General features: G+C 73.5%; 21 protein-coding genes, 1 tRNA gene and 1 pseudogene. 1 reads left to right on the forward strand and 22 read right to left on the reverse strand.

Features of this window, described 5'->3' with window-relative positions:
* Nucleotides 1–3: 3 nt before the first annotated feature.
* The 14 genes and pseudogenes from EAH89_RS06090 to EAH89_RS06155 form a co-directional block, all read right to left on the reverse strand.
* The gene (locus tag EAH89_RS06090) at nucleotides 4–996 is read right to left on the reverse strand and encodes a branched-chain amino acid ABC transporter permease (protein ID WP_140881887.1); all 993 of its coding nucleotides are present in this window, start codon (nucleotides 994–996) and stop codon (nucleotides 4–6) included.
* Between the two features lie 2 nt (nucleotides 997–998).
* Nucleotides 999–1,886: a branched-chain amino acid ABC transporter permease gene (locus EAH89_RS06095; protein ID WP_456306488.1), complete on the reverse strand. Its 888-nt coding sequence runs from the start codon at nucleotides 1,884–1,886 to the stop codon at nucleotides 999–1,001.
* A 68-nt stretch (nucleotides 1,887–1,954) separates the two neighbouring features.
* The gene (locus EAH89_RS06100; RefSeq protein WP_140881888.1) at nucleotides 1,955–3,193 is read right to left on the reverse strand and encodes an ABC transporter substrate-binding protein; all 1,239 of its coding nucleotides are present in this window, start codon (nucleotides 3,191–3,193) and stop codon (nucleotides 1,955–1,957) included.
* Nucleotides 3,194–3,226: 33 nt separating this feature from the next.
* The gene (locus tag EAH89_RS06105) at nucleotides 3,227–3,955 is read right to left on the reverse strand and encodes an ABC transporter ATP-binding protein (protein WP_408906283.1); all 729 of its coding nucleotides are present in this window, start codon (nucleotides 3,953–3,955) and stop codon (nucleotides 3,227–3,229) included.
* On the reverse strand, nucleotides 3,948–4,730 hold the full coding sequence (locus EAH89_RS06110) for an ABC transporter ATP-binding protein (RefSeq protein WP_140881889.1): 783 nt from the start codon (nucleotides 4,728–4,730) through the stop codon (nucleotides 3,948–3,950). Before EAH89_RS06110 ends, EAH89_RS06105 begins: the two co-directional genes overlap by 8 nt.
* A gap of 262 nt (nucleotides 4,731–4,992) precedes the next feature.
* Entirely contained in the window at nucleotides 4,993–5,916 is a 924-nt protein-coding gene (locus EAH89_RS06115) for a lytic transglycosylase domain-containing protein (RefSeq protein ID WP_140881890.1), read from the reverse strand.
* Between the two features lie 199 nt (nucleotides 5,917–6,115).
* Nucleotides 6,116–6,192: transfer RNA gene (locus EAH89_RS06120), tRNA-Pro, on the reverse strand.
* 220 nt (nucleotides 6,193–6,412) lie between these two features.
* Nucleotides 6,413–6,698 (reverse strand): annotated as a pseudogene (locus EAH89_RS33760) (MerR family transcriptional regulator); the annotation flags it as partial.
* 77 nt (nucleotides 6,699–6,775) lie between these two features.
* Nucleotides 6,776–7,084 (reverse strand): integration host factor subunit alpha, encoded by a 309-nt coding sequence (locus tag EAH89_RS06130; protein WP_140881891.1) that lies wholly within the window; start codon nucleotides 7,082–7,084, stop codon nucleotides 6,776–6,778.
* Between the two features lie 167 nt (nucleotides 7,085–7,251).
* A complete protein-coding gene (locus EAH89_RS06135) occupies nucleotides 7,252–8,196 on the reverse strand; it encodes a beta-ketoacyl-ACP synthase III (protein WP_140881892.1) in 945 nt (314 codons plus the stop codon).
* Complete coding sequence (gene plsX, locus EAH89_RS06140) at nucleotides 8,196–9,224, reverse strand: phosphate acyltransferase PlsX (protein ID WP_140881967.1); 1,029 nt, start codon at nucleotides 9,222–9,224, stop codon at nucleotides 8,196–8,198. The genes EAH89_RS06135 and plsX overlap by 1 nt, the downstream gene beginning before the upstream one ends.
* A 196-nt stretch (nucleotides 9,225–9,420) precedes the next feature.
* A complete protein-coding gene (gene rpmF / locus EAH89_RS06145; protein WP_140881893.1) occupies nucleotides 9,421–9,624 on the reverse strand; it encodes a 50S ribosomal protein L32 in 204 nt (67 codons plus the stop codon).
* A gap of 116 nt (nucleotides 9,625–9,740) precedes the next feature.
* Nucleotides 9,741–10,235 (reverse strand): YceD family protein, encoded by a 495-nt coding sequence (locus EAH89_RS06150; protein ID WP_140881894.1) that lies wholly within the window; start codon nucleotides 10,233–10,235, stop codon nucleotides 9,741–9,743.
* Between the two features lie 8 nt (nucleotides 10,236–10,243).
* Nucleotides 10,244–10,780, reverse strand: a complete 537-nt coding sequence (locus tag EAH89_RS06155) for a ubiquinol-cytochrome C chaperone family protein (RefSeq protein ID WP_140881895.1) — start codon at nucleotides 10,778–10,780, stop codon at nucleotides 10,244–10,246.
* Nucleotides 10,781–10,876: 96 nt separating this feature from the next.
* Here EAH89_RS06155 and EAH89_RS06160 point away from each other — a divergent pair, with 96 nt between their 5' ends.
* The gene (locus tag EAH89_RS06160; RefSeq protein ID WP_140881896.1) at nucleotides 10,877–11,446 is read left to right on the forward strand and encodes an outer membrane protein assembly factor BamE; all 570 of its coding nucleotides are present in this window, start codon (nucleotides 10,877–10,879) and stop codon (nucleotides 11,444–11,446) included.
* A 69-nt stretch (nucleotides 11,447–11,515) separates the two neighbouring features.
* Here the strand turns inward: EAH89_RS06160 and EAH89_RS06165 are convergent, their stop codons facing one another.
* The 8 genes from EAH89_RS06165 to nrdR all read right to left on the reverse strand — a co-directional run bounded on the left by EAH89_RS06165 (nucleotide 11,516) and on the right by nrdR (nucleotide 18,198).
* Entirely contained in the window at nucleotides 11,516–12,709 is a 1,194-nt protein-coding gene (locus tag EAH89_RS06165; RefSeq protein ID WP_140881897.1) for an MFS transporter, read from the reverse strand.
* Entirely contained in the window at nucleotides 12,709–13,704 is a 996-nt protein-coding gene (gene thiL / locus EAH89_RS06170; RefSeq protein ID WP_140881898.1) for a thiamine-phosphate kinase, read from the reverse strand. The genes EAH89_RS06165 and thiL overlap by 1 nt, the downstream gene beginning before the upstream one ends.
* Entirely contained in the window at nucleotides 13,704–14,288 is a 585-nt protein-coding gene (nusB, locus tag EAH89_RS06175) for a transcription antitermination factor NusB (protein WP_140881899.1), read from the reverse strand. The genes thiL and nusB overlap by 1 nt, the downstream gene beginning before the upstream one ends.
* A complete protein-coding gene (gene ribH / locus EAH89_RS06180; RefSeq protein WP_140881900.1) occupies nucleotides 14,285–14,770 on the reverse strand; it encodes a 6,7-dimethyl-8-ribityllumazine synthase in 486 nt (161 codons plus the stop codon). Before ribH ends, nusB begins: the two co-directional genes overlap by 4 nt.
* Nucleotides 14,767–15,885, reverse strand: a complete 1,119-nt coding sequence (gene ribB, locus EAH89_RS06185) for a 3,4-dihydroxy-2-butanone-4-phosphate synthase (protein WP_140881901.1) — start codon at nucleotides 15,883–15,885, stop codon at nucleotides 14,767–14,769. Before ribB ends, ribH begins: the two co-directional genes overlap by 4 nt.
* The gene (locus EAH89_RS06190) at nucleotides 15,882–16,514 is read right to left on the reverse strand and encodes a riboflavin synthase (RefSeq protein ID WP_140881902.1); all 633 of its coding nucleotides are present in this window, start codon (nucleotides 16,512–16,514) and stop codon (nucleotides 15,882–15,884) included. Before EAH89_RS06190 ends, ribB begins: the two co-directional genes overlap by 4 nt.
* Before the next feature lie 100 nt (nucleotides 16,515–16,614).
* Complete coding sequence (ribD, locus tag EAH89_RS06195) at nucleotides 16,615–17,724, reverse strand: bifunctional diaminohydroxyphosphoribosylaminopyrimidine deaminase/5-amino-6-(5-phosphoribosylamino)uracil reductase RibD (protein ID WP_140881903.1); 1,110 nt, start codon at nucleotides 17,722–17,724, stop codon at nucleotides 16,615–16,617.
* 21 nt (nucleotides 17,725–17,745) lie between these two features.
* The gene (gene nrdR / locus EAH89_RS06200; RefSeq protein WP_043831098.1) at nucleotides 17,746–18,198 is read right to left on the reverse strand and encodes a transcriptional regulator NrdR; all 453 of its coding nucleotides are present in this window, start codon (nucleotides 18,196–18,198) and stop codon (nucleotides 17,746–17,748) included.
* Nucleotides 18,199–18,200 lie beyond the last annotated feature (2 nt).

Genomic DNA, 18,200 nt, shown 5'->3' on the forward strand with positions numbered 1-18,200 from the left:
GCGCTAGAGCTTCACGCGCAGCAGCCGGGCCACCTCGCCCACGATGCCCGCGCGGAAGGCGAGGACACAGGCGACGAAGATGATGCCCTGGCTGATGGTGACCCAGGCGCCGAAGGGGGCGAGGTAGGTCTCCATGGTCATGACCACCCCCGCGCCGACCACGGGGCCGAAGAGGGTGCCAAGGCCGCCGAGAAGGGTCATCAGCACGACCTCGCCCGACATCGGCCAGTTCACGTCGATCAGCGTCGCGATATGGACGGTGAGCGCCTTGGTGCCGCCGGCGACCCCCGCGAGCCCCGCGGAGAGGACGAAGGCGATGAGCTTGTAGTCGTCCACCCGGTAGCCGAGCGAGATGGCGCGCGGCTCGTTCTCGCGGATGGCGGTCAGCACCTGGCCGAAGGGCGAGTGGATGATGCGGTGGATGAGCAGGAAGCCGAGGAGGAAGACGCCGGCGACGAACCAGTACATGCGCATGTCCGGCTCGAGGTCCACGAGGCCGAGGAGGGCGTGGCGGGGGATGCCCTGGATACCGTCCTCGCCGCGGGTGAAGGGCACCTGCACGCAGAAGAAGTAGACCATCTGCGCCAGCGCCAGGGTGATCATGGCGAAGTAGATGCCGGCGCGGCGGATGGCGATCCAGCCGAAGACGAGGCCGAGCCCCGCCCCGACCGCGCCGCCGATCAACACGCAGACCTCCGGCGGCAGCCCCCAGGACTTGGAGGCGTAGGCCGAGACGTAGCTGCCCATGCCGAAATAGGCGGCGTGGCCGAAGGAGAGCAGCCCGACATAGCCGATGAGCAGGTTGAAGGCGCAGGCGAAAAGGGCGAAGCAGAGCAGCTTCATCAGGAACTGCGGGTAGACGAAGAAGGGCAGCGCCACGATGGCCGCCACCATCACGGCGAGGGCGATGCCCTGCGCGCGGGTGAAGCCGAAGAGGCCGGATTGCGGGGCCGCCGGCGGCAGGGTGTCGATCGGGGCGGTGGTGGCGGACGCCATGGTCAGGCCCTTCCGAACAGGCCGGCGGGACGCGCGAGGAGCACGATCGCCATGATGACGAAGATCACGGTGGCGGAAGCCTCGGGGTAGACCACGCGGGTCAGCCCCTCGACGAGGCCGAGGCCGAAGCCGGTGATGACCGAGCCGAGGATGGAGCCCATGCCGCCGATGACGACGACGGCGAAGACCGTGATGATGAAGTTCGAGCCCATGGCGGGGTTCACCGAGTAGATCGGCGCCGCCAGCACGCCCGCCAGCGCCGCGAGGCCGACGCCCGCCGCGTAGGTCAGGGTGATCATGCGCGGCACGTTCACCCCGAAGGCCTGGACGAGCGGCGCGTTCTCGGTCGCGGCCCGGAGGTAGGCGCCGAGGCGGGTCTTCTCGATGACCAGCCAGGTGGCGATGCAGGTGACGAAGGCGGCGACCACGACCCAGAGCCGGTACTTCGGCAGCAGCATGAAGCCGAGGTCCACCGGCGCCCCGGTCAGCGAGGCCGGGGGCGCGTAGGGCAGGCCGGAGGAGCCGAAGGTGTTGCGGAAGACGCCCTCGATGATGAGGGCGAGGCCGAAGGTCAGCAGCAGGCCGTAGAGGTGGTCGAGCTTGTAGAGGCGCGAGATCATCAATCGCTCGAGCACGACCCCGAAGGCGCCGACGATGAGCGGCGAGAGGATGAGCGCCCCCCAGTAGGGAATGCCCAGCCAGTTCAGCAGCATCCAGGCGACGAAGGCGCCCATCATGAACTGGGCGCCGTGGGCAAAGTTGATGACGTTCAGCATGCCGAAGATCACCGCGAGCCCGAGCGAGAGCAGCGCGTAGAAGGCGCCGTTGACCAGCCCCAGCACGATCTGCGGGGCGGCCATCTCAACCTGGAAGAGAAAGTCCTCGAGCAAGGCGGGTCATCCAATCACGACGGGCGATGGTGGCGGGAGGGGCAGGCCCCTCCCGCCCGGAGGTCAGGTCAGGTGCGGACGAGGGAGCAGCCGCCCTCGGCCATCGGGCGGAAGGCCTCCTCGGCGGGCACGGTGCGGACGAGCTTGTAGTAGTCCCAGGGCCCCTTGCTCTCGGCGGGCGTCTTCACCTCGAAGAGGTAGGAGGGGTGGAGCTTGCGGCCGTCCTGGCGGATGGAGCCGGCGCCGAAGGCGTCGTCGTCCGTCGGCATGGCCTTCATGCGCACCACCGTCTCGGCGCCGCTCGCCTTCGCCTGGGCGGCGCCCATGTCGGCGACGGCCTTGAGGTAGTGCAGCGCCGCGCTGTAGCAGCCGGCCTGCCACATGGTCGGCATCGCGCCGCCCATGTCGCCCTTCACCTTGTTCGCGAGGCGCCGGGTGCGGTCGTTGAGGTCCCAGTAGTAGGTCTCCGACAGGGAGAGGCCCTGGGCGGTCTGCAGGCCGAGGCTGTGCACGTCGCTCGCGATCATCAGCAGGACGGCGAGCTTCTGGCGGCGCGTCAGGCCGAACTCGGCGGCCTGCTTGACGCAGTTGATGGTGTCCACGCCGGCGTTGGCCAGCCCCACCACCTTCGCGCGGGACTGCTGCGCCTGGAGGAGGAAGGAGGAGAAGTCGGTCGTGCCCGGGAAGGGGTGCTTGACCGAGCCGACCACGCGGCCGCCCTGCTTGGCGACCAGCCCGCCCGTGTCGCGCTCGAGGGCGTGGCCGAAGGCGTAGTCGGCGGTGATGAAGAACCAGGTGTCCCCGCCCGCCTTCACCATGGCGCCGCCCGTGGAGTTGGCGAGCATCCAGGTGTCGTAGGTCCAGTGGATGGTGTTCGGCGTGCAGGCCGGGCCGGTGAGGTCGGCCGTCGCGCCCGTGGAGTTCAGCATGATGGAGTTCTTCTCCTTCACCACGCCGTTCACGGCGAGGGCGCAGGAGGAGGTCGCGACGTCGATGATGACGTTCACGCCGTCGCGGTCGATCCACTGGCGGGCGATGGTGGAGGCGAGGTCGGGCTTGTTCTGGTGGTCGCCCTGGACGACCTCGACGTTGATGCCGCGCGCCGTCACGCCGCTGTCCTGCACCGCCTGGCGCACGCAGGTGACCGAGCCCGGGCCGCAGCCGTCGCGATAGGTGCCGGACATGTCCGTCAGCACGCCGATCTTGATCGTGTTGTTCGCTTGCGCGCGGGCGCCGGCGAAGGGAAGCGCGCCGAGGATGGGCAGGGCGGCGGCGCCACCCAGGAGGCTGCGGCGGTCAATCGTCATGCGTTTCGGTCTCCCGTTTACTGGTTCTTGGATTTAGACGCCGAGATAGGCGTGCAGCCGATCGAGGCTGCCGGCCATCTCGCTGTTCTCAACCGCGTCCACGACGCGGCCGTGCTCCATGACGTAGTGGCGGTCGGCCACGGTCTGGGCGAAGCGGAAGTTCTGCTCGACCAGCAGCACGGTGAAGCCGCGCTGCTTGATCTCGCGGATCATGGCGCCGATCTGCTGGACGATGACGGGGGCCAGGCCCTCCGTCGGCTCGTCGAGCAGCAGCAGCGGCGCGCCGGTGCGAAGGATCCGGGCGATGGCGAGCATCTGCTGCTCGCCGCCCGAGAGCTTCGTGCCCGGGCTGCGCGCCCGTTCCTTCAGGTTTGGGAAGAGCGCGTGGATGGTCGGGATGTCGAGCCCGCCGTCGCGCACGCGCGGCGGCAGCATGAGGTTCTCGGTGACGTCGAGGCTCGCGAAGATGCCGCGCTCCTCCGGGCAGTAGCCGATGCCGGCGCGGCCGATCGCGTCCGGGCTCATCCGGATGGTCTCGCGCCCCTCGAAGACGATGGAGCCCTTGCGGCGGCCGGTGAGGCCCATGATGGCGCGCAGCGTGCTCGTCTTGCCCGCGCCGTTGCGGCCGAGGAGCGTGACGACCTCGCCCGGGCGGATGTCGATGGAGACGCCGTGCAGGACGTGGCTCTCGCCGTACCAGGCCTCGAGGTCGCGGATGGCGAGGAGCGTGCCGGTCATGGTGGGGGCGAGCGCGTCAGGCATGGGCGGCCTCCGCGGCGCCGGAGATGCCGGGATCGGTGCCGAGATAGGCGGCGACGACCTCAGGGTTGCGCGAGACCTCGGCGTAGGGCCCCTCGGCGAGGACGCGGCCGCGGGTGAGGACGGTGATGGCGTCGCAGAGGCCCTCCACCACCTTCAGGTTGTGCTCGACCATCAGCACCGTGCGGCCCTGGGCGACGCGGCGGACGAGGGCGACGATGCGGTCCACGTCCTCGTGCGTCATACCGGCGGTGGGCTCGTCGAGCAGCATGAGGGTGGGGTCGAGGGCGAGGGTGGTCGCGATCTCGAGGGCGCGCTTGCGGCCGTAGGGCAAGGTGCCGGCGGCGGCCTCGGCGTAGCTGGTCAAGCCGACATCGGCGAGGAGCTCCCGCGCGCGGTCGTCGTAGCGGCGGAGCACCGCGTCGCTTCGCCAGAAGTCGAAGGAGCCGCCGCGCTCGCGCTGGAGCGCGACCCGGACGTTCTCCAGCACGGTGAGGTGCGGGAAGACGGCCGAGATCTGGAAGGAGCGGACGAGGCCGAGGCGCGCGACCTCGGCCGGCTTCATCCGGGTGATCTCGCGCCCGTCGTAGCGGATGGTGCCGCGGGTGGGCTGGAGGAACTTCGTCAGAAGGTTGAAGCAGGTCGTCTTGCCGGCGCCGTTCGGCCCGATCAGCCCGTGGATCGTTCCGCGTCGGATTCGCAGCGCGACGTCGGACACCGCGACGAAGCCGCGGAACTCCTTGGTCAGCCCTTCCGTCTCCAGGATGTAGTCCTGCACCCGTCGGTCCCGTTCCCTGTTTCGCCGTCTAACGCGGCTGCTTCAACAATGACCACGCGGCGATGCCGGCGCAAGGCGCTTGCGGCGCGGCATTCTCGCGAGGCCGGCGGGCGGCGGCGGCGTCCCCAAGGGGGCGCGGGCCGTCGCGGCGGGCCTTGCCCGGGCCCGGAACGTTGCGCAGGCGGATGAGCCAGCCGCCCTGCGGCGGCGGCCCCACGAAGTTTTGCGCCGCCGAACGCGGGATCGCGGCCGGCGGCGACCCTCAGCCCGGGGCCTCGCCCACTTCCTGCCGGGCGGTGCGGCTGGGCGCCGCGGCCACGGGGCGGTTGCCGCGGACCGTCCGGCGCTGCGCCAGCCGCCCCGACTCGGCGGGGCGGACGCCCGTGCGGTCCTGGTCCATGCGGCGCACGGCGGCGGCAAATTCGGGGGTGTAGACGCTGTAGTCCATGTTGAGCGGCGAGGTCCCGATGCCGAGGCCGGGGCGGAGGCCCGTCGCGATGGGCCCGGTGGGGGACAGGCCGGCGGGCAGCGGGCCGTGGCGCGCGGCGCCCGGCCAGATCGCCATCACCTTCCGCGCGTAGGCGAGGCCGATCTCCCCCGTGCGCGAGTGGTAGCCCGCCGCCGCCATGGGCCAGCTTCCCGTCGCCCGCTTGAGGTCGTTGAGGAAGCGCGCGGCGTAGGTCGTGTTCGCCTGGGGGTCGAAGGCGGCCTCGAGCGAGGGGAAGGCGGCGGGGTGGTGCATGAGGTTGATCTGCGCGCAGCCGACGTCGATCGAGCGGACGCCCCGCGCCTGGAAGCCCTGGACGGCCGCGATGGCCGCCTCCTTGCTGTCGTAGAAGTAGCCGGTGCCGGCGACGTTGATCGCCCAGGGCCAGGGCACCGCGCGCCCCGTCGCGGGGTCCACGCGCCCGCTCTCGACGAAGGCGATGCTGCGGAGGAGGTGCTGCGGCAGGCCGGCGCCGCGCTCGGCCGTGGCGATCGCGGGCAGGCAGAGGTCGCCCCCGGCGGGCGAGGCGGCGCCCGGCGCCGTCGCGGGGCGGTCGGCGCGCGCGAGCGACGGGAGAAGCGCGAGGGAGGCGGCAAGGACCGCCGCCGCGGACGACCGGGGGAGGAGGCGAGGTCGGGCCCTGCCCGCGGCGGGGGCCGAACGAGGGTTCCGGGAGGGGTAGGGGCGAGGAAAAGGCAAATGGCGTCCCTTCGGCGGAGGCCGGCCCTGGGTACAGCCGCGGGCGGTGGGACTCTAATCAAGTCCCGGTGGGCTGGACCGGTGCATGGAGACGCGTGCCTCCCCGGGAGGCGCTTCTCAGGAAAGGAATGGGCGGCGGGCGGGGGCGGCGCGGCGTGAAACGAAGGGCCGGCGCCGGGAACCGGAGGGGGACCGGTGATGGTCGGAGCGGCGGGATTCGAACCCACGACCCCTTGTCCCCCAGACAAGTGCGCTACCAGACTGCGCCACGCTCCGACGCCGCGGGGTCTAGCACCCGCGTGCGGCGCCCTCAACCCCGCTGTCCCGGTAATCGGCGCCTAGCGCGTGGAGAGGGTCTTCAGGGCGCGCGCGATCGCCTCCAGTTCCTCGAGGCAGGCGCGGAGCTCGCCGCCCTCGGAGGGCTCCGTGGCCTCGGCGGTCTCGCCGGAGGGCAGGTCCTCGGCCCCGGCGGCGGCCGCGGCCTCCACGCCCTCGAGCCCGCCGTCGCGCAGGAGGCGCTGCACGCCCTTGATCGTGTAGCCCTGGGTGTAGAGGAGGTCGCCGATGCGGCGGAGGAGGGTGATGTCCTCGGGCCGGTAGTAGCGCCGCCCGCCGCCGCGCTTCAGCGGCTTGAGCTGCGGGAACTTCGTCTCCCAGAAGCGGAGGACGTGCTGGGGGATGTGGAGGTCCTCCGCCACCTCGCTGATGGTGCGGAAGGCGGTCGGCGACTTGCGCGCGCGCGGGGGGGACCCTGTGCCGCCGGCGCCCGATCCTTCGCTCATGCCGCCCTCGCTGACCCCCTTGGGAGAAGCCGGGGTGATGCCGCCAAGCACGCTCATGCCGCTCATCGTGCCCTTACTCAGTCCTCGCCCCGCGGCGGGGTCTCGCCGTTGATCCGGGCCTTGAGCACCTGGCTGGCGCGGAAGGAGAGCACGCGGCGCGGGGTGATCGGCACCTCCACCCCGGTCTTCGGGTTGCGCCCGATCCGCTGGGCCTTCTGCCGGACGGAGAAGGTGCCGAAGGCCGAGAGCTTCACCGCCTCGCCTGCTTCCAGCGTCGCCGAGAGCCGGTTGAGCACGTCTTCCAGCAGGGCGGCGCTCTCGTTCCGGGAGAGCCCGACCTGCATGTAGATTGCCTCGGCCAACTGCGCGCGGGTGATGGTGTTCACGTGTCCATACCCCCTCTCGCCCTGTGTCGCCGGGCTCTGGGATTGGACCGCCGGGGCGGGGTTCCGTCAATCGATCCGGGCCCAAAGTGTGGACTCCGGCACGCAGTGTTGCCGAAATGCCGTGCTGAGTCGGGCGGGGGTTGGCGGAAATGCCGGGTGGCGGGGCCCTAGAAGCGGGCCAGCGCGGCGCCCCAGGTCAGGCCGCCGCCGATCGCCTCCATCAGCACGAGGTCGCCCGCCGCGACACGCCCGTCGCGCGTGGCCTCGGCCAGGGCGAGGGGAATCGAGGCGGCGGAGGTGTTGGCGTGGCGGTCGACGGTGACGACCACGCGCTCGGACGGCAGGCCGAGCTTGCGGCCCATGGCGTCGATGATGCGGAGGTTGGCCTGGTGCGGCACCAGCCACTGCACGTCGGCCTTGGCGAGGCCGTTGGCCGCCAGCGCCTCGTCCACGGCGGAGGCGAGCTTGGAGACGGCGTGGCGGAAGACCTCGCGCCCGGCCATGCGGACCAGCCCGCCCTCCACCTGCAGGATGTCGCCGTGGCGGCCGTCGGAGTGGAGGTGGGTGGAGAGGATGCCGCGCTCCCCGGGCTCGTCGGTCGCGCGCAACAGCACGGCGCCGGCGCCGTCCCCGAAGAGGACGCAGGTGCCGCGGTCGGTCCAGTCGAGGATGCGGGTGAAGGCCTCGGCGCCGATCACGAGGGCGCTGCGGCAGGCGCCGGCGCGGATCATCGAATCGGCGACGCCCACCGCGTAGATGAAGCCGGTGCAGGCCGCGGAGATGTCGAAGGCGAAGCCCTGGTGGATGCCGAGCTTCTCCTGCACGCGGGTCGCGGTGGAGGGGAAGGCCGAATCGGGGGTGGCCGTCGCCAGGATGATGGCGTCGACCTCCGAGGCGTCGGCGCCGGCCTGGGCGAGGGCCTCGCGGCAGGCGGCGGCGGCCATGTCGGCCGTCGACTCGCCGGGCGCGGCCATGTGGCGGCGGCGGATGCCCGTGCGCTCGGCGATCCAGGCGTCGGAGGTGTCGAGGTTGTAGGCCGCGGCGAGCTCGTCGTTGGTGAGGCTGCGCGCGGGCAGGTAGCCGCCGGTGCCGGCGATAATCGAGCGGGGCATCAGCGGGCCAGGGCCTGCGGGGCCGGCTCGGCGGCCTTCTCGCCCGCGCTGCCGCCGAGCAGCGCGACGCCGGTGCGAATCCGTTCGTTGAAGCCGTGGGTCACCATGTCCATCGCGACGTCGAGCGCGTGGGCGAAGCCGAGGGCGTCGGTGCCGCCGTGGCTCTTCACCACCACCCCGTTGAGGCCGATGAGGACGGCGCCGTTGTAGCGCCGGGGGTCCATCCACTCGCGCAGGCGGTCGAGCGCCGGGCGGGCGAGGAGGTAGCCGAGGCGGGCGGGAATGGAGGAGTTGAAGACCTGGCGGAGCAGCGTGCCGACGAGCTTCAGCGCCCCCTCCCCCGTCTTGAGCGCGACGTTGCCGGTGAAGCCGTCCGTCACCACCACGTCGACCGTGCCGGCGGTGATGTCGTGGCCCTCGACGAAGCCGTGGAAGTTCGCGCCGATGTGGCTCTCGCGCAGGATCTCGGCGGCCTGGCGGATGCGCTCGTCGCCCTTCAGCTCCTCCGAGCCCACGTTCAGCAGGCCGATGCTGGGGGCGGTCAGGCCGAGGACGGCGCGGGCGAAGGCGTCGCCCATGACCGCGAACTCGACGAGGTTGCGCACCTCGTAGGTGATGTTCGCGCCGAGATCGAGCAGCACCACGTCGCCGCGCGCCGAGGGGCCGATGGCGGCGAGCGCCGGGCGGTCGATCTCGGGCATGGTGCGCAGCACGATCTTGGCGAGCGCCATCAGCGCGCCCGTGTTGCCCGCGGAGATGACGCCCTCGGCCTCGCCGGCGGCGACGGCGTCGATCGCGAGGCGCATGGAGGCGCGGCGGAGGCGCAGCGCCGCCGTCGGCTTCATGTCGCCGGAGATGACGTCGGGCGCGTGGCGGATCGTGCAGACCGCGGCGGCCTTCGGGCGGCGGGCGAGCCCGGCCTTGAGGCGCGCCTCGTCGCCGACGAGAAGGAACCTGGCGCCGCGGTGCCGGTCGGCGGCGCGCTCGAGGCCGTCGAGCACGACGTCGGGCGCGTGGTCCCCGCCCATGGCGTCGACCGCGAGGGAGTAGCGCTCGCCGGCCGGCCCGGCCGCGGGCGCGCCGCCCCGCGGGGAGCGGGACGGAACGGTGCTGGAAACGGAGCCCCCGGAACCTGGGGCGCCGGCCGCAGAGGCCCCGGATGCAGCCAATTCCGGCGCTCCTTGGAACGGTTTCAGAGGGATGCTTGGGCGCGAGGGGCCCGGATCAGGCGCGGACGGCGCCCTTCAGGGGCTTGCCGGCCGCAACGACCTCGCGGCCGTCGTAGAAGCCGCAGGACACGCAGATGTTGTGCGGGCGGCGTAGCTCGCCGCAGTTCGGGCAGTCGGCATGCGCCTCCTTCGGGAGGGCGTGGTGGCTGCGACGCATCCCGCGGCGGGACGGCGAAACTTTTCTCTTCGGAACGGCCATCGGTGCCGGGCCTTTCTATAATGCAACACGTCGCGCGAACGGACGGGATATCGGGAGGCGCGCGCCATACCACCCGCCACCCCTGGGAAGCAAGCCCGGGAGGGTCGCCCCAGGCGTTAGCCGGGCTTCGGAACGCCGCCTAAAGCACGAAGCGCGGCAAAGGGCGAGGCCTTTCCGTCGGAGGCGCCGGATGGCAGCTCCGCGCCGGGCGCCCGGGGGTAGGGATCGAGGGCGAGGGCGAGGTCCTGCACGAGGGCCTCGCCGAGGTCGGCGGAGCCGTCGGGCTCGGACTCGATCTCGTCCGGCCCGTCGTCGAGCTCGTCGGAGGACTCCTCGCCGGGCGGGAGGATGCGCCAGTCGATCGGCGCCTCGACTGCCCCGGGCACGGGGTCGAGGGTGACGACGCATTCCTGCACGACCGCGGCCCGGAGCGTGCCGCGGGCGCGGAGGGCGCCGCCCGGGGCGGGGGCGAGGTCGATCTCGGCGGTGAGCGCGTCGAGGCCGAGGAGGCCGAGGCGCGCGGCGAGGGCCTCGCGCTCCGCCGGGGTCGCCTCCAGCCGCTCGTGCCGGCCCTGGGGGCCGACCGCGCCGGGGCGGAGGGGGCGGGACATCTCGCGGGTCACGCGGGCAGGCCCATCTCGGCGCGGCCGGCGATGAAGCCCTCGAAGGGCTGGGCCGCGAGCGTCGCGTCGAACGCCATGGCGTGGGCCGCCAGGCGGGACGCGGCCCCTTCCGGCGGGCCGTCCGGCCAGACGTTGCGGGCGAGCGCCGCCTCCAGCGCCGGGGCGTCGGCGGCGGCCAGCGCCTTCTCGTAGGCGAGGGCGCGGCCGTGGAAGGCCTCCCACATGCGGCGGACGCGCTTGCCGATGGACATGTCGCCCACCCCCATCTCCCGGAGGTTGAGGTCCATGTCCGCGAACATCGCGTCGAACACCGCCTGCGCCAGCGCCGGGCCGCGCGGGTCCGGGTCGCGGTGCAGGCGGCGCACCAGCAGGGCCGCGTGGAGGGCCACGAGGTCGAAGCGGCCCTCCAGCGTGTCGGGCACCGCGTCCTCGCCGAAGAGCGCGGGGTCGCGGGCGGCCTCGACGGCCGCGGTGTAGAGGGCGAAGCCGGCGCGCTCGTGCGGGCGGCGCCGGAAAAGGCCAAACAGGGCCATGGGGCTCTCACGGTTCCATCCGGCCCGCCCCAGGGGGCGTCCGGCAAAGCCGCTCTGTTGACCGGGCGGCAGGGCGGTGGCAATCGAACCGGCGAGATGGCCCTCCCACCCCGCCCCGTCAATCCGCGCCGTGACCCCGGCCCCGCCCCCCTGCCCCATCGGGCCGCCGGGTGGCGCGCGGGCCTCGCGCTCGCCGCCCTCCTCGGCGCCGCGCCGCTGGGCGCCTGCTCGGTCTTCGAGGCGCCGGAGCAGATCCGCGGCAACCGGGCGGACGCCGAGATGATCCAGCAGCTCACGCCCGGGGTCTCGACCCGCGCGGACGTGACGGCGGTGCTCGGCTCGCCGAGCGCGACCTCCACCTTTGACCAGCGCGAGTGGTATTACATCAGCGCGGTCAGCCACATCCGCCCGGCCCGGGTGCCGGCGCTGGAGAAGCAGCGCGTGGTGGTGGTGCGCTTCGATGACCGCGGCGTGGTCGAGGGGATCGACCAGAAGGGCGAGGACCAGATGCGGAACGTGGCGGTGGTGGACCGCACCACGCCGGTTCCGGGGAATGAGCGCTCCCTTCTCCAGGCGCTGTTCGGCAACATCGGCCGCTTCGGGCCGACGGCGGCCCAGGAGACGGTGCCGGGCGCCAACGCGGGCGCGGGCGCGCCGCCGCGCTAGATCGGCGCGCCGCCCGCCGGTCCCGGCCCGTTCGGGCAGGGTCCGGCCGGGCGGTGCCGCGGCGCCGCCTCAGGCGGCGAAGCGCACCGGGCGGCGGGCAATCCGCAGCAGGGCGACGACCAGCGCCGGCAACACGAGGATGTTCAGCAGGTTCCAGCCGCTGACCGCGTGCAGCAGCCCCGAGCCGAAGGCGGTGCAGGCGACGGTGCCGAAGACGATGAAGTCGTTGGCCGTCTGCGCGCGCACGCGCTCGGACGGGGTGTGGACCTCGGCCAGCAGGGTGGTGGCGCCCGTGAACATGAAGTTCCAGCCGAGGCCGAGCGCCATGAGCGCGAGGGTGAAGTTGAGGAAGTCCTTTCCCATCAGCGCGAGGCCGACGCAGGCGGCGTTCAGCAGCACGCCCGCGACGATCACCGGCCGCGTGCCGAAGCGGGCGATCAGGCGGCCCGTGAAGAAGCCCGGCGCGTACATCGAGATCGCGTGGACCTGGATGACTGTGGCGCTGGCGGAGATGCCGAAGCCGCAGAGCATCATCTCGAGCGGCGTCGAGGTCATCAGCAGGTTCATCGAGCCGTAGGCGACCGCGCCCGTGAGGGCGGCGGTGAGGAAGGCCGGGCGGGCGAGAATCTCGCGGATGGGGGTCGCGGCGCCGGTGCGGGGCATGGCCGGGGGCAGGCTGACGAGGGTGAGCAGCGCCATGCAGGCGAGCGGCATGAGCGCGAGGATGAGGTAGGTGCCGAGGAAGAGCGAGGGCGCGAGGAGGTCCCGGCTGTGCTTCACCAGCTCCGGCCCGAGGGCCGCGGCGATGACGCCGCCGGCCATGACGAGGGAGATGGCGCGCGGCCGGTAGGCGGGGGAGGCGACCTCGGCCGCGGCGAAGCGGTAGTGCTGGGCGATGCCGAAGCCGAGCCCGGCGGGGATGGCGCCGAGGCAGTAGAGCGGGAAGCTCGCCTGCCAGACCCCGAAGGCGAAGACGAGGCTGCCGAGAAGGCTGCCCGCCGCGCCCAGCAGGAAGCCGGGGCGCCGGCCGAGGCGGGCGAAGACCATGCCGGCGGGGATGGACGCGCCCATGGTGGCCAGCATCTGGAGCGCCATGGGCAGGGTGGCCAGCGACTTGTTCTCGGCCAGGCTGTAGCCGATCAGCGCGCCCATGGTGGCCTGGCCGACGACGGCGGAGTTCATCAGCGCCTGGCAGAGGAAGAGGAGCCGGACGTTCCGGCGCATGGCGGTGTCGGCCGGCAGGTCGATCGCGGTCGCTAGCATCAGAAGTGGCTCCATCCCCCCTGCGCGGGGGTGATCCTCCCCCCGTCGCGGCCGAGCACCGTGACCGCGGGGGCGCCTTCCGTGAAGCGCCCGATGGGCGTGACGGCCGTGCCCGTGGCGCGGGACAGGGCCTCGACGCGCGCCCGGTCGTCGGGCGCGGCCGCGAAGAGGAGCTCGTAGTCGTCGCCCCCCGTGGCGAGGCGCGGCAGCCAGGACGGGTCCGCCGCCACGAGGGCGGCGGCGGGCGGGGAGAGCGGCAGGGCGGCGAGGTCGAGGGTGGCGGCGAGGCCGCCCGCGCGGCAGAGGTGGCCGAGGTCCTGCACCAGACCGTCCGAGACGTCCATCGCGGCGCGGGCAAGGCCGCGCAGCGCGACGCCGAGGGCGAGGCGCGGCTCGGGCAGGCGGTAGCGGCCGGCGAGGTGCCCGCCGGGATCCGCGCCCGGCGGCAGGCGGCCCTGCAGGACGGCGAGGCCGAGCGCGCCGTCGCCGATCGTGCCGGAGACCCAGAGATCGTCCCCGGGGCGCGCGCCCGCGCGCCGCAGCGCCGCGCCCGGCGGCACCGTGCCGAGGATGGTCAGCGAGAGGCAGGCGGGGCCCGGGATGGCGACGGTGTCGCCGCCGAGGACGTGGAGGCCGAAGCGGCGCTGGTCCTCGGCGAGGCCCGCGGCGAAGCCCTCCAGCCAGGCGGCGGGCGTGCCGCGGGGGATGGCGGTGGTCATGAGGTAGGCGAGCGGCTCCGCCCCCATGGCCGCGAGGTCGGAGAGGTTCACCCGGAGGAGCTTGCGCCCGACCGTGTCCGGCGGGTCGTCGGGGAGGTAGTGGACGCCCTCCACCATGGCGTCGGCCGCGAGGACGAGGTGGCGGCCGGGCGGGGGGGCGAGGAGGGCCGCGTCGTCCGAGAGGGCCAGGGCCCCCTCCCCGGCCAGGGGAAGGAAGTGGCGCGCGATGAGGGCGAACTCGGGGGGCAGGCCCGTGGGCGCGGGGGGCGGCCCCATCAGGCGCGGGGCTGGAACTCGTCGCCGCGCATCTGGCGCGCCAGCGCGTCGAGCACGCCGTTGGCGAAGCGGGGCTCCTCGGCGTCGAAGAAGCCGTGGGCGATGTCCATGTACTCGTTGATGACCACGCGCGCCGGCGTGTCGGCGGCGCCGGCCCAGAGCTCGGCGGCGGCGGCGCGCAGCAGGGCGCGCAGCACGGGGTCCAGCCGGTCGAGCGTCCAGGCGCCGGAGAGATGGGCGGCGATGGCGGCGTCGATCGTCTCGGAGTCCTTGGCGGCGCCGCGGACGATCCGGCTGAACAGGGGCACGTCCGCCTGGGGCACGCGGCCGTCCTCGAAGCCGTCCTCGCTGCCGAGGGTGCCGATGCGGTGGCGGACGAACTGGTCGATCACCGTCTCCGCGCTCTCGCCGCCCGCCTCGGACTGGAAGAGGGCCTGGACGGCGGCGACGCGGGCGCCGGTGCGGGGGCGGCCCGGGTTGGCGCGGGGGCGGCGGGCGCCGGCGCCCTTCGGGCCAGAGCCCTTGGTGGTGGGGTCCTTGGCGGTCGGGTCCTTGGGGGGGTGGGCCTTGGGGGTCTGGCTCATTCGGCCACCTGCGTGAATTTCCGGGCGAGGGCGACCTGGCCGATCATGGCGTTGGCCGCCTCCACCCCCTTGTTGTGCCGGTCCGGCGAGGAGCGGGCGATGGCCTGCTGGAGGCTGTGGACGGTGAGGAGCCCGAAGCCGATGGCGGCGCCCGTGGTGATGGAGACGTCCATCACGCCGCGGCAGGCCTCGCGGCAGATGTGGTCGTAGTGGTCGGTCTCGCCCTTCACCACGCAGCCGAAGACGAGGTAGCCGTCGTGGCCCCCGGCGCGGATGGCCATGGCGAGGGCGGCGGGCAGCTCGAAGGCGCCGGCGACGTCGATCACCTCGGCCTCGGCGCCGAGGCCGGCGAGGACCGCGAGCGCGCCGTCCACCATCCCGCCGACCACGTTCGCGTAGTAGGGGGCCTGGATGACCAGCACCCGGGGCGCGGGGCCGGTCAGCTCGGGGGGGGCGCGGAGCGGGCTGTCGGCGGTGCTCAAGGGGCGTCTCCGATCGGGCGGGTGTCGTGCAGGGTGATGCCGTAGCCCTCGAGGCCGACGATCGGGCGCGGGTGGTTCGAGAGGAGCGTCATCTCCCGCACGCCGAGGTCGGCGAGGATCTGGGCGCCAATGCCGTAGTCGCGGAGCTCCGGCGCCACCTTCTCGCGCCCGGCGCGGACGCGCTCGGAGAGCGCCGTCGCCTTCACGTCGCGGATGAGGACGACGACCCCCCGGCCCTCCCGCGCGATCTCCTCCATGGCCATGTGCAGATCCTTGGGGCCGTGCCGGCCGGTGATGTCAGCGAGCAGGTTGACCGCGTGCATGCGCACCGGCACCGGGCCGGGGCGGGAGAGGTCGCCCTTCACGAGGGCCACGTGCTCCCCGTACTCGAGGGTGTTGGCGTAGACCACGACGCGCCAGGGGCCGCCCGGCGCGTCCTCCTGGCTGCCCTCCTCCACGCGGCGGATGAGGCGCTCGGTGCGGCGGCGGTGGCCGATGAGGTCGGCGATGGTGCCGAGCTTGAGGCCGTGGTGCTGGGCGAAGGCGACGAGGTCGGGCATCCGGGCCATGGTGCCGTCGTCGTTCATGATCTCGCAGATCACGCCGGCGGGGTTCAGGCCGGCGAGGCGCGCGAAGTCCACGGCCGCCTCGGTGTGGCCGGCGCGGACCAGCACGCCCCCCTCCCGCGCGACGAGCGGGAAGACGTGGCCGGGGGTGACGATGTGCTCGCGGTTGAGGTCGGGGTTGATGGCGACGGCGACCGTGCGGGCGCGGTCGGCGGCGGAGATGCCGGTGGTCACGCCGTCCCGCGCCTCGATGGAGACGGTGAAGTTCGTCTGGTGGCGGGTGCCGTTGCTCTGGGCCATGAGCGGGAGGCCGAGCTGCTCCACCCGGCTCCGGGTCATGGCGAGGCAGATGAGGCCGCGGGCGTGGCGGGCCATGAAGTTGATGGCGTCGGGCGTCGCGAACTGGGCGGGGATGACCAGGTCGCCCTCGTTCTCGCGGTCCTCGTCGTCCACCAGCACGAACATGCGGCCGCGGCGGGCCTCCTCCAGCAGCTCCTCGGTGGGGCTGATGAAGTCCGCGAAGGTGGTGGCGCTCGTCTGGACGTTCATGCGGCGGCTCCCCGGCGCTCGTTCCCCATGCCCTCGAATTGCCGGAGGCGCGCGACGTAGCGGGCGAGCATGTCGATCTCGATGTTCACCCGCCCGCCCGGGCGCAGCGCGCCGAGCGCCGTGACCTCGGTGGTGTGGGGGATGAGGTTCACCCCGAAGGTGGTCTCGTCCGCCGCGTTCACGGTCAGCGAGACACCGTCGACCGTGATGCTGCCCTTCTCCGCCACAAAGCGCGAGAGGCCGGGGGGCAGGCGGAAGGTCCAGCGGTGAGAGCCATTCTCGGGCATGACGGAGAGGATCTCGGCCACCCCGTCCACGTGGCCCGAGACGACGTGGCCGCCCATCTCGTCGCCCATGCGGAGCGAGCGCTCGAGGTTGATGCGCGTGCCCTCGGCCCAGGTGCCGAGGGTGGTGCGGGAGAGGCTCTCGGCGGAGATCTCCACCTCGAAGAGGTCGTCCGCCAGCGTCACCACGGTCAGGCAGCAGCCGGAGCAGCAGATGGAGGCGCCGATGGCGACCCCCTCGAGCCAGCCGGGCGGGGTGGCGATGGCGACGCGCATGTCCTGGCCCGCCCCGATGGGGGCGAGGCGTCGGATCGTGCCGATGGCGGTGACGATGCCGGTGAACACGGGGGCGGTTCCGTTTGGTGGAGGGGGTCGGGAAGGATGTGGGGTCGGGACCAGGGGATGGCGCGGGGGGCGGCTCCTGGCAAGGGGGAAGCGGCGCGGGTCAGGCCGGCGCCGGCTCCCCTGGAACCACGTCGGCCTCGACCAGCCAGGCGTCGCCGGCCGGGCGGCGGGCGGTGACGGCCAGGCGCGGCATCTGGGCCAGCCGGTCCACGCCGAGGGAGGCGAGGCCGGGCAGCCCGTCGCCGCCCATGAGGGAGGGCGCGGCGAACCAGGCGAGGCGGTCCACCAGCCCGGCGCGCATCAGCGAGGCGCCGAGGACAGCGCCGCCCTCCACCATGAGGCGGGTGATGCCGCGGGCGGCGAGGGCGTGGAGCAGCGCCCGGGGCTCCAGCCCGCCGCCGGGCGCGCGGGGCACGTCGATCAGCTCCGCGCCCCGCTGTTCGAGCGCGGCCATGGAGGCGGGGTCGTGGCCCGGCGCGGTCGCGATCCAGGCGGGGGCCTCGCTGTTGAAGAGGCGGGCGGCGAGCGGGGTGCGGAGCCGCGCGTCGGCGACGACGCGCACGGTGGGCACGCCCGCGTAGCCCGGCAGGCGGCAGGTCAGCTCGGGGTCGTCGGCCAGCACCGTGCCGCTGCCGGCCATGACGGCATCGTGCGCGCCGCGCAGCGCGTGGGCGAGGCGGCGCGCCCCGGGGCCGGTGATCCACTGGCTCTCGCCGGCGCGCGTCGCGATGCGGCCGTCGAGCGTGGTGGCGAGCTTCAGCGTGACCATGGGCAGGCCGCGCGAGAGGCGCTTGACGAAGCCCTCGTTCACGCGCCGGGCCTCGGGCTCCAGCAGCCCGACCTCAACCGCGATCCCGGCGTCGCGCAGGCGCTTGAGGCCGATGCCGTCCACGCGGGGGTCGGGGTCGCGGAGCGCCACCACCACGCGGCCGACGCCGGCCGCGATCAGCGCGTCGGTGCAGGGGGGCGTGCGGCCCCAGTGGCAGCAGGGCTCGAGGGTGACGTAGGCGGTGGCGCCGCGCGCCCGCCCGCCCGCGGCGCGGAGCGCCTCCGTCTCGGCGTGGGGGCGGCCGCCCGGTCGCGTGTTGCCGCGGCCGACCACCCGCCCGTCGCGGACGATGACGCAGCCGACGGAGGGGTTGGGCCAGGTGCTCCCCAGTCCCCGCGCGGCCAGCGACAGGGCCGCGCGCATGTGCTGCTCATCTGACACGGGCCGGATGTGCGCGCGGGATCAGGAGTTGTCCAGGGAGCCGAGGAAGGCGTGGAAGTCCTTCGCGTCCCGGAAGTTCTCGTAGACGCTGGCGAATCGGACGTAGGCAACGGGGTCGAGCTCGCGCAGGACCTCCATGACGCGCTGGCCGATGGCCTTGGAGGTCAGCTCCTCCGCACCCTCCGACTCCAGGCGGCGCTGGATGCCCGTCACGATGCGCTCGACCTGGTCCTCGTTGACCGGGCGCTTGCGCAGCGCGACGCGGATGGAGCGGGCGAGCTTCTCGCGGTCGAAGGCGACGCGGCGGCCGTCGGTCTTGAGGACGGTCAGCTCGCGGAGCTGCACCCGCTCGAAGGTGGTGAAGCGGGCGCCGCAGGCGTTGCAGGAGCGGCGGCGGCGGATGCTGGCGCCGTCCTCGGCCGGACGGCTGTCCTTCACCTGCGTGTCCTCGGACTGGCAGAAAGGGCAGCGCATCC

The organism is Muricoccus nepalensis, assembly GCF_006438825.1.
In the GTDB taxonomy this organism is placed as follows: domain Bacteria; phylum Pseudomonadota; class Alphaproteobacteria; order Acetobacterales; family Acetobacteraceae; genus Roseomonas; species Roseomonas nepalensis.